At 42.9% G+C, this 10,083-nt stretch carries 8 protein-coding genes and 2 pseudogenes; 3 read left to right on the top strand and 7 right to left on the bottom strand.

Annotated features, from left to right (window positions below; genetic code table 11):
* Positions 1-363 (top strand): annotated as a pseudogene (locus F6K52_RS25260) (Uma2 family endonuclease); the annotation flags it as partial.
* A gap of 126 nt (positions 364-489) precedes the next feature.
* On the opposite strand, the gene F6K52_RS25255 reads toward F6K52_RS25260, so the two are convergent.
* Positions 490-1,287, bottom strand: a complete 798-nt coding sequence (locus F6K52_RS25255; protein WP_364419590.1) for a DUF2993 domain-containing protein — start codon at positions 1,285-1,287, stop codon at positions 490-492.
* A gap of 825 nt (positions 1,288-2,112) precedes the next feature.
* Between F6K52_RS25255 and F6K52_RS25250 the strand changes: the two genes are divergently transcribed.
* Positions 2,113-2,538, top strand: coding sequence for a hypothetical protein (locus F6K52_RS25250; protein WP_293084546.1), 426 nt, complete (start codon positions 2,113-2,115; stop codon positions 2,536-2,538).
* 379 nt (positions 2,539-2,917) lie between these two features.
* On the opposite strand, the gene F6K52_RS25245 is transcribed toward F6K52_RS25250, so the two are convergent.
* A complete protein-coding gene (locus F6K52_RS25245) occupies positions 2,918-4,249 on the bottom strand; it encodes an AAA-like domain-containing protein (protein WP_293084542.1) in 1,332 nt (443 codons plus the stop codon).
* A 666-nt stretch (positions 4,250-4,915) separates the two neighbouring features.
* Here F6K52_RS25245 and F6K52_RS25240 point away from each other — a divergent pair.
* Positions 4,916-6,784 carry an adenylate/guanylate cyclase domain-containing protein gene (locus F6K52_RS25240; protein WP_293084539.1) on the top strand — a complete coding sequence of 623 codons (1,869 nt, stop codon included), beginning with the start codon at positions 4,916-4,918 and terminating at the stop codon, positions 6,782-6,784.
* Positions 6,785-6,920: 136 nt separating this feature from the next.
* Here F6K52_RS25240 and prfA read toward each other — a convergent pair whose 3' ends face one another.
* The 5 genes and pseudogenes from prfA to F6K52_RS25215 form a co-directional block, all read right to left on the bottom strand.
* Entirely contained in the window at positions 6,921-8,033 is a 1,113-nt protein-coding gene (gene prfA, locus F6K52_RS25235; RefSeq protein ID WP_293084536.1) for a peptide chain release factor 1, read from the bottom strand.
* 220 nt (positions 8,034-8,253) lie between these two features.
* The gene (rpmE, locus tag F6K52_RS25230) at positions 8,254-8,502 is read right to left on the bottom strand and encodes a 50S ribosomal protein L31 (protein WP_070390669.1); all 249 of its coding nucleotides are present in this window, start codon (positions 8,500-8,502) and stop codon (positions 8,254-8,256) included.
* A gap of 359 nt (positions 8,503-8,861) precedes the next feature.
* The gene (gene rpsI, locus F6K52_RS25225) at positions 8,862-9,275 is read right to left on the bottom strand and encodes a 30S ribosomal protein S9 (RefSeq protein ID WP_008191157.1); all 414 of its coding nucleotides are present in this window, start codon (positions 9,273-9,275) and stop codon (positions 8,862-8,864) included.
* Between the two features lie 5 nt (positions 9,276-9,280).
* On the bottom strand, positions 9,281-9,730 hold the full coding sequence (gene rplM / locus F6K52_RS25220; RefSeq protein ID WP_293084531.1) for a 50S ribosomal protein L13: 450 nt from the start codon (positions 9,728-9,730) through the stop codon (positions 9,281-9,283).
* Positions 9,731-9,945: 215 nt separating this feature from the next.
* Positions 9,946-10,083, bottom strand: a pseudogene (locus F6K52_RS25215) (tRNA pseudouridine(38-40) synthase TruA); the annotation flags it as partial.

Raw genomic sequence — 10,083 nt, 5'->3', positions numbered from 1 at the left:
CTCAACTTCGACCGAGTCAGCAATGAATTGCGAATTTTTAAGTTAGAAGGCGGCAGCTATCAACTCCAAACCATAGACAATTCTAAATTTTGGATCCCTGAGTTGCAATTGGCTATAGGGCTATGGCTTGGTCAATATCGGGGATTAAATCGGTTGTGGCTACGTTGGTATGATCAACATGGGAATTGGATTCCCACTGACGCTGAACTTGAACGGCAACGAGCCGAACAGGAACGGCAACAGAAGGAACTGGCTCAACAAGAAGCTCAACAAGAACGTCAACAGAAGGAACTGGCTCAACAACGAGCTCAACAACTAGCTGAACGGTTACGACAGATGGGTATTAATCCCGATGAAATTTAACCCCTGTCTGAGTTTTGCTGAAAGCTAATGCGCTACGCGCACCCTACGCGAACAGCTAAAGACTGACCGCTGACCGCTGACCGCTGACCGCTGACCGCTGACCGCTGACCGCTGACCGCTGACCGGTCAAGGATTATTGGGGATGTGATCGATTTGGGCGTAGCCACTGAAAACTAGCTTTTTCCCTTGGGTCTCTAGACGATTGATGCGCATAGTGACACCATCAAGGTTGAAGCGGTCTAGATCTACCATATTGTTCAAGATATCATCCAGGGCTACTGTCAAAGTTTTAGATATCTCTTGTAACGACTCTGGTATTTCATTAGCTTGAAACTGGGAGTCTTTAAACAAAATCCGCCGTCGCCGCTCTACTCCGATGGTAGATGTCATACTAATCGGTACTATGCCGTAATTGGGTAGGTCAGCCTTAGCAAATAACCGTAGACCATTGTTCGGTTGCAGCTCAACTTGCACCTCAGTAAAGGAAACCGGAGCACCACCAGATAGTGCGGTTAACGCTGGCGTAGAAAGGTTTTCCAGCCGCTTTCTTACTAGTTGTGCTTTGAAGGATTGGTTGATATCAGCTTCAGTAAGAATAACTTGAGCGATCGCTTGAGTAGGTTGTTTCAGAGAAATCTTACCCTGAAGCACTGAGCTGAAGTCGAGAGACACAGCATCGGTTTCAAAGGACATCTCTTCTGTCCGGAACTCCCGACGAATCACTAAACCACGACCACTCATTTTGAAGCTGTCGATGCTACCTTGTAGCAACTTGCTAGAGGGATAGCAGCGCACAGACACATCTACCGATTCGCTTGTGGTAAACAGGTGGCGAATGGTCTTGCTGGCAACAGTATTGAGCAGCTGTTCACCCCAGTCGGTGCCAGAATTATTTGTACCGGTGAAGCCACCTAACATAACCATCTTGCATCCTGCGAGAGTTACTTCTACATTTGTAACAAAATGTGAAGAACTCAGCAATCGATCCTAGGGATGAAGGTTATTTGGTTATTCCCCATTGACGTCCAGTGTCCGATAGGTTAATGGGTTGTTCACCTTTAGCTTCCAGTGTAGGGTAGGTTATTTGGATGGTTATTGCTTAATCAGCTGTAGTATATCAAACTGGTTAGCTCCAGAGGTCTCGGTTGTAGGGCTTTGGTTGTAGGGCTAAACATGTCAGAAGCCACTCAACCTTTATAGCATTTGTCATAGTTATTAAGTACATTCAATTTTCTTATCCAATCTTGATGGACTCCCTCATGGAGGGAAACCTCTGATCAAGGCGCTGGCTCCCCAATGGCTGCGCTGCTCCCTACTCCCTACTCCCTAAGAACCAGAGCTTAAGTACCTGACCTAATTGAGAAATACTTTATAATCCTTGACCTAATTGTTTACTTTCGTAAAATGTAGCTTAATATAATTAAGGCTTTATAATACTTGTAAAAGTTAGTCAAGAACAAAAATTAAGCTAACGTTGCGGTCTGTAAGGTAATTAATGGGATTTAAGATGAGTATCACCGATTCTCATTTACCGATTACCCCTTACTAAACTCAGTTACAGCAAAGACTCCAGGTCAATACAGCAACCAGAGCTTTTTTTGTTCTCCTACTTTGTAAGCACCCCGCTCGCCCATAGACAAGGCAATAACACCAATAGTTAATCCCACATCTCCGCCAGCGGGTAGAACCTAGGGCTAATCTTGCCCGAATAGCTAAAAAACTCGGTTAAAAACTTCTAGGTATACGATTATGAGCGATAGCACTGTGAGCGATAGCACTGTGAGCGATAGCACTGCAATCAATGAAAACACTACCGCAGTTCAGCTAGCAGAAGCTCCAGCACAGGAAACCTCTGCCTTAGATACAATTACCCCTCTACCTGGAAACCGTCCCATTGCTCCTAGTGACCTTAATATTAGTGAAACACAAAGCATAATGGGACATCGACCAATTGATGCCAGTAATATTGAGGTATTAGAAACGATATCTGTAATGGGAGAGCGCCCCATCACCTCTAGCAACATTGAGGTACTCGGTATCATGAAGGTGTCTGGAGAGCGGCCAATTGCTGCTAGTAATCTTCATCTTGATGAAATAGAGTACATCATGGGCAAACGTCCCATCGCTCCAAATGATGTTGATGCTGATCCACAGCTGATGGGTTATTTAGATTAAATTCAATCTCCCGTCGATAAGCGCGATCGCTTTTAGCGGAAGCTTCGCTTCATCGCGTAGCGTAGCCCTTTGGCGGAAGCTCTGACAATTGTTTTTTCCAAAAATTACCCTGTTTCAAAACAGGGGAACCTTGGCCGTTTATTAATCATGGAATGATTTGAATAGTTTTGTGGAACGGGCATCTTGCCCGTTTCATTTTTGGGCAGGCTGTCCCAAAACTGGCTACCGATAAAATGAGGCGGGCCCGCCTTATCACGCACCCTACGCAATTTTTGAATTAAGAATTCTAAATTCTAAATTCTACATTCTACATTCTAAATTCTAAATTCTAAATTCTACATTCTGACAGACAACCTTAAACCTTGGCCAAAAGGCCAAGCTACGCGAACAACATATCAAGATGTTCTAAAAAATAGTGACGATATAAATTACAACAGAGTGTGACTTTATTTCTCTGAACACTCACCAAACCCATACTCTGTAACTTATAGATACTGATTGGATCGAGCTCAACTGCCTTATCTGCTGTAACCACCTGTTTAAGAGTAGTAGCTAAATCAGGATTTGCCCTAAGTACACTTAGGTGTTGCCGCAAATAGTCACTATAAATTCCCGTAGCAGTAGCTGCTTCAGCGAGTAATTGTTCTAGGCTAATATTATGATAAGCCAAATGATAGAGAGCAAGCTGCACTAATCCCGGATGTCCCCCCACCATAGCCATCAGTTTGTCAGCAGCTTCACTATTTGACCAATGTAATCTATAAAGCTGAGCTAACTTTTGGATTTGCTGTTTGTTAAACTCAGGTAACTTAATCGGTAATCCCACATTAAACGGAGATTGGGAAGTTTCCAGAGCAACATAAATTTCTGTCGAGTAAACCACAATAACTCGCAGCTTTCGCCACACCGGTAGTTGTTTAGCTTCCTCATGCCAAGAGCGCAATAAGGGTAAAAAATCTTTAGTACTTTGGGTATGCTCAAACAGCCAATGGACTTCATCCATTGCCAAAACTAGGGGATAGTCTATTTTTTCTAGGATATGTTCTTGTAAGTAAGTCATACAGCTGACCTTACTGCCTAGGTCTTTATCCCAATAGTTATCGAGTTGGTGGGGAAGCTGGAGTTGGTAACTGATGTTAACACATAACCAGCGCAATAGCCGGTCTAAATTACTTAAAATGGCGGTTTCGGCTTGGTTAAAATTGAGGTAAACCCTGCTATATTGTTTTTCTCTTGCCTGGTCTAATATGCGCAACAGCAAAGACGTTTTCCCCGTCTTTTTTGGTCCTGTAATTCGGAGCAAACTTCCGGGTTGGTGAATGGCTTGATAGCAAAGCTCTTCAATAGGAGGACGCTCTATATAAAGGGGAGATGGTAGGGGAAGTGCTCCACTGGGAAATTCAGCAATTTGACGTAGGCATTGACGGCGGTAATATTGCTCAATTAGCTCTTGATGGTAGGGAGTAATTGGGCTTGTCTCCAGGGTGTTCCGGAAATTGGTTTTAGTGATCGCTTTGCCAAAAATGTCTCCCAGTAATCGCCACAACTTATAGGCAGTCTTTCTGAGGTATTCAGGGCCATAGTGTGCTTCGATCGCCATATCGGTATAGGTTTTTCCTTCCCAGGCTTGGTGCAATATCCATTCCTGAAGTGGAGTTAACTTGATTTTCTCAACACTTTTGAGGATGTCAAGTACCTGATCAATAGTCATCACTAACAGTTCCCCAATATCTCAAACGACACTTTAGCGGTTTCTGGCAAGGCAGACAATTAATTTAGGTTGATTCAGTCATTAAACTGGCTACACTTGCTAGTTGACAAATACATACTATTATGTATAGTGCTGACATCCCTATTAAATGGGTGTCTTGGGATAGTTGACAAATAAGTTATTTAATGGTAATCCTTAGGATTGAGGTAGATTCTCCAGGGAATTGGGGGTTAATTGAGTGGGTTAATCGGATAAATTTCCAGCAGATTCGGTCAATAGTGTAGCCAAATCGTCAAAGCAATTGGCTACATTTTTATGTTGACTGTAGAGGGTACTATCGCCACAATGCTATATGTTGCTCCAAAAAATAGAACTTGTCTGCTAAATCCATAGCTTAAGATAAGTGAGTTGGTATTAATAAAGAAAATATGTAGATTTTTTGTGCTTTACTGTTGATATATTACTGTTATTAATTAATGGTAAACAACTAATAGTTTAGGGACTACTAGTTTATCTTTAATTCCACAAAATGATTTACTTCAATCATTTTCTCCAATCATTTAATAAGCAGGCAATATTTTGGTGTGACTATAAAAACTCTATAATAATCAATTGCCGCCAGGCATTCATTTAATTAATTCAATATAAATTTGCAGATAATTTAGCATGACAAACTCATTAATAATTATTTGTATTGATAATGATCCATCAGTTCTCAATAGCATAAAAACATCTCTAGGTAATACTCTCGGCAAAGAAAATCTGATTGAAAATTTTGAAGGGAGTAAAGGGGTTGTCAAGTTAGTCGAAGAGTTGCGCAATGATGAGTCTGAAGTGGCTTTAGTTTTAGCTGGTGCTGTTATCCCTGATCTAAAAGGGGATGACTTATTAAACATAGCTTATTTTTTCTCTAACCAAACTCTCAAAATTATGCTGACGGGTGATCTGGATTTGGAAGCTACAGCCAAGGCTATTCGGTATGCAAAGTTATATCGTTACCTAGGGAAGCCTTGTCCATCTGAAGACCTGAAATTGACAGTCATAGAAGCCATACATAGTTATCTTCTTGAAGAAACACTGAAGGCACAAAATCGCCAACTTCAGGAACTCAATCAGCAGTTGGAAAAAATAATCTGTGATCAAGCAGCACAGATTTCAGAATATACTATAGCACCAGAACAAGCTAATCAAGAGTGGCAGCATCTGAGTGCTATAAACCGTCAGCAAACTGTTTTAGTTGACGAACTGCTAGAGAACCAGTATCAATTGACTCAGTTCCTAGAAAGAATGCCTGTGGGTGTGGCTGTGTTTAATGATAAGGGGGTACTAGAATTCCTAAATTATAAGGCGCGGCAGTTATTCGGCAAGGGAGTCGTGCCATTAACTACAGCTGAGCAAATGCCAGAGGTTTATCAACTTTATGTTGCCGGAACAAATCAGCTATACTTTGCTGAAAAATTAGTTGCTGTAAAGGCATTAAAAGGTGAAAACGCCACCCTGGATGATATTGAAATCCACCAAGGAGACAAAATTATCCCTATAGAAAGTTGGGGAACAGCTATATTTAATGAATTAGGCGACATTGCCTATGCTATCGTAGCTTTTCACGATATCACCCAACGCAAAAAAGCAGAAGCAGAACACCTACGCTTGAGGCAGGAATTCTCGCAAGTCAATCAAGCTTATGCAAGCTTTGTCCCCCATCAGTTTCTCCAGTTATTGAACAAACCAAGCATTGCCGATGTCCAATTAGGGGATCATGTTCAGCAAGAGATGTCGGTGCTATTTTCCGATATTCGCTCCTTTAGCACCCTCTCGGAAAGTATGACACCTGAGGAAAATTTTGAATTTATCAATACCTATCTTTCTCGTATGGAATCTGCCATCACTGAAAATCATGGGTTTATTGATAAATACATGGGGGATGGGATTATGGCTCTGTTTAACGAAAGTGCTAATCATGCGGTCAACGCCGGAATTGCTATGCTCACATCCCTAGCTGACTATAATCAATCTCGGCAAAACCTAGGACACCCAGCCATCACCGTTGGCATTGGCATCAATACTGGTTCGTTGATGCTAGGAACAGTGGGAGGAAAAAATCGGATGGATAGCACTGTCATCAGCGATGGGGTCAATTTAGCGTCTCGTTTAGAAGAATTAACGAAACGTTATGGGGTGCCGTTATTAATCACTCACCATACTTATTGGAAGTTAGATAATCCCTTAGCTTATGCCATTCGCTTGATTGATCGGGTACCAGTCAAGGGCAAATCCGAAATGGTGACAGTTTATGAAATCTTTGATGCCGATCAACCGCAAGTGCGAGAAGGCAAGTTAATTACTCGCAGCAAATTTGAACAAGCCTTGGTGCTTTATAATCTGCGTTATTTCTCCAAGGCATCAGTTCTGTTTCAGGAATGTCTACGCTTGAATCCGGGAGATAGTGTAGCACAAATTTATCTTGGACAATGTCAACTTCATACTCGTCTCTCTGGAGTGACTAAAATCAAGCAACACTTAAAATCGAGTTGACAAAATTTTGATTATGATGTAATACACAAACCTAACAACACACTGTCGTTTTATAGTCTCGGCTTGAGTTAAAGTAAACCCCAGATAAGGCAAGGCTTTTAGCTAAAGGCGCGAGAAGCCTTTAGCTAACTTGGCATCAAGTTAAAGATTCACCGTTGGATGTAGAAGATGCCAATTTTTCCAATTGCTCCTGCTGGTCTTGGCTAATGCAAGATTGAATCACTCCCTCCAAGTCCCCCTCCAGCAAAGGAGCGAGGGAATAATTTTGACCCAGTCGGTGATCGGTGACCCGATTATCTTTGTAGTTGTAGGTGCGGATTTTCTCAGAACGAGCCCCTGTACCAACTTGGGAACGCCTCATCGAGGTCACCGCTTCCTGTTGTTCCTGTAACTTGATCTCATACAGCTTAGCCCGGAGAATTTGCATGGCTCGCTCTCGGTTTTGCAGCTGAGATCGTTCTTCTGTACAAAAAATGCGAATTCCTGTAGGCTTGTGGTATAAATCAACAGCCGTTTCCACTTTGTTTACGTTCTGACCACCAGCACCACCAGAACGGGCTGTAGAAATTTCGATCTCCTTGGGGTCAATCTCCACATCCACGTCATCAACTTCTGGCATCACGGCTACCGTTGCTGTTGAGGTGTGAACTCTACCGCCAGCCTCAGTGACAGGTACTCGTTGGACTCGATGAACCCCAGCTTCAAACTTCAGCTTGCTGTAAACTTGCTCTCCCTGAATTTCTAATATCGCCTCTTTGAAGCCTCCCATATCCGCCAGAGACTCACTCAATAACTTTACTCGCCAGTTTTGACTTTCGGAATAGCGTGAGTACATCCGTACCAAGTCCCCTGCCCAGATACTTGCTTCATCGCCACCAGTTCCTGCCCGAATCTCCAGCATGATATTCTTTTCATCATTTGGGTCTTTGGGCAAGAGTAATATTTTAAGTTCTCTTTCCAGGTGCTCTAGCTTGGTCTGGAGTTCCTCAACTTCCAGAGCTGCCATTTCTTGCAATTCTGGCTCACCAGTGGATTCTTTAAGGATTTGCCGTGCTCCTGCCAACTCCTCTTGGGTTTGCTTCCAGTTGTCGTAGGTAGCAACAACTCCTTCTAGGGAGGAACGAGCTTTTGCCACTCGTTGCAACTCATTGGGGTCAGTGGCGATATCTGGATCAGCCAGACGCCTTGTTAATTCATGGTAGGTTTGCTCGACAGAGTTGAGTTTTTCCAGCAGGTAGGTTTCAGCCATGGTTTATGCGATCGCTCTCTTGAAATAGCCTCAGAAGTTAGGAAGGATGAAGTATAAATTTATGAATTATGAAGTGGGAAGTATTCAGTGGGAAGTTTAAGTCCTAACTGTTTATCAAGTTTTTAGTCAACCTTAAGTTAGCCATCGCTAAACCCATTTCATCGTTCATTCCTCCTGGTTCATCTTTTATCCTTCATCCTTCACCCTTGAACTTTAGGAGCTATTTCTTTGTCCCATCAGAGCTAGCTGTATTTTCTGCAGCATCCAGCATCCCATACTTCCGCATAAAGCGTTCAACTCGCCCTTCCGTATCAATAATTTTCTGGGTTCCTGTGTAGAAGGGATGATTACCAGACCAAACATCTACGTGAAGTTCTGGCTGAGTTGAGCCAACGGTCATCACAACTTCCCCGTTGCAATAGACTTTGGCTTCTGGGTACCACTCTGGGTGAATATCTGGTTTTGGCATAGTTCCTCCTTTGCTTTGTATTTTACTATATAATTAGCTAATTTTCCGTTGCTAATTGTTAAATTCTGGTAAGGATATGCGCTACATCACAGGCTATCAGCCTGTGCCACGCACGCTACTTGAGGTGCTATCAGCCCCTTAGCAGTCAGCTTTTCAATCCTGTCAAACTTAGGGATGTGGATTAATATTGCCCATACATTAGCTATTGTGGACAACCCTTAATCAGCTAATTTATTAGCTTATTTATTATTGTTTTTAGCCAAAAGTTTATTCGGAATGGCTGATAGCTGATAGCTAAGGTCTGAATGCTTACAAATTTTTAATTACCATGTTGAATTTTAAATTAGCCAGCTGATAATTTATCGCTTCGAGTATTGGGGGGCTTTCCGAGCTTTTTTCAAGCCATATTTCTTGCGCTCTTTTGACCGTGGGTCACGAGTCAAGTAGCCTTCTATTTTAAGAGGTTGGCGGTTTTCTGGGTCTAGTTCGCACAAGGCTCTAGCCACCCCTAGACGCACAGCATCAGATTGTCCCGTTAACCCACCACCGTGGGCATTGACTAGGATATCGTACTCATTTTCCAAACCTAAGGTTTCCAAAGGTGCTTTTAGGCTGGCTAGGTACATGGGGTTAAAGTTAAAGTAAGCGTCCCCTGGACGTTTATTAACAATCAACTGACCGCTACCGGGAACCAAACGCACTCTAGCAACTGATGACTTACGACGACCAGTTCCCCAGTAAACAGCGCGACCTGCTTGTTCTTCTGCTTGCATTGGTTTTAGCCTCCTGGAATTGTTTTAATAGTTAGTTCTTGGGGTTGTTGTGCTTCATGGGGATGGGTCTGACCAGTGTAAACTTTCAGCTTCTTGAAAAGTTGGCGACCCAGAGAGTTTTTAGGTAGCATACCCTTAACAGCTTTTTCGATAATTCTTTCGGGTATACGTGCTTGCAATTCGGCAAAGGTTTCTGTCTTCATACCGCCAGGACGACCGGAATGGCGGCGGTATAGTTTTTGGTCCCGTTTTCTGCCAGTTACCATAACTTTTTCGGCATTGACAACAATCACAAAGTCACCAGTATCCATGTGGGGAGTGTAAGTAGGTTTGTTTTTCCCCCGCAGAATGATGGCTATTTCACTGGCTAGTCGTCCTAGACGCTGGTTGGTGGCGTCTACAACGTACCACTTTTTTTCGATTGAGTCTTTATTTGGTATGTGGGTTTTTTCCATCGGTTCAATCAATATCAGGTTTACGGTTGAGTTGAAAGGTTGTCCCTTGTAGCGCACGCCTTTTGGCCCACGCTTGACAGGTTGTTCTAGCCCAAGGAGCCCTTGTCGGTTAGTAGGTTGACAGTAAAAATTGAATGTTACTTATCTATAGAGGTAGCCTTCAGGCTTGTTACCTGTCACCTTCACCCCCTCTTCAACCTTGTTACGTGTAGTTTTCAACCCGTCAATTGAGGTAATATAAATTTGGGTTGGGTATCATACCATATTTCTCGGGGAAAGGGGCATTCTGGGTAGCCAACCCTTAGCAAGCACAAGCCTTTTGCTGGGGAAGCGTGTTTCACCTTGTCCCGCTA

The organism is Moorena sp. SIO3H5 (assembly GCF_010692395.1).
Classification (GTDB): domain Bacteria; phylum Cyanobacteriota; class Cyanobacteriia; order Cyanobacteriales; family Coleofasciculaceae; genus Moorena.
Note: the sequence above shows the minus strand (reverse complement) of the source record. Positions and strands in the feature narration are given on the sequence as shown.

What these genes read in the sequence shown, in the direction of transcription:
- rpmE (WP_070390669.1), bottom strand. Translation starts at nt 8,502, where the DNA reads ATGCCAAAACCAGATATTCACCCAGAGTGGTACCCAGAAGCCAAAGTC.
- rplM (WP_293084531.1), bottom strand. Translation starts at nt 9,730, where the DNA reads ATGGAAAAAACCCACATACCAAATAAAGACTCAATCGAAAAAAAGTGG.
- prfA (WP_293084536.1), bottom strand. Translation starts at nt 8,033, where the DNA reads ATGGCTGAAACCTACCTGCTGGAAAAACTCAACTCTGTCGAGCAAACC.
- F6K52_RS25250 (WP_293084546.1), top strand. Translation starts at nt 2,113, where the DNA reads ATGAGCGATAGCACTGTGAGCGATAGCACTGTGAGCGATAGCACTGCA.
- F6K52_RS25245 (WP_293084542.1), bottom strand. Translation starts at nt 4,249, where the DNA reads ATGACTATTGATCAGGTACTTGACATCCTCAAAAGTGTTGAGAAAATC.
- rpsI (WP_008191157.1), bottom strand. Translation starts at nt 9,275, where the DNA reads ATGCAAGCAGAAGAACAAGCAGGTCGCGCTGTTTACTGGGGAACTGGT.
- F6K52_RS25255 (WP_364419590.1), bottom strand. Translation starts at nt 1,287, where the DNA reads ATGGTTATGTTAGGTGGCTTCACCGGTACAAATAATTCTGGCACCGAC.
- F6K52_RS25240 (WP_293084539.1), top strand. Translation starts at nt 4,916, where the DNA reads ATGACAAACTCATTAATAATTATTTGTATTGATAATGATCCATCAGTT.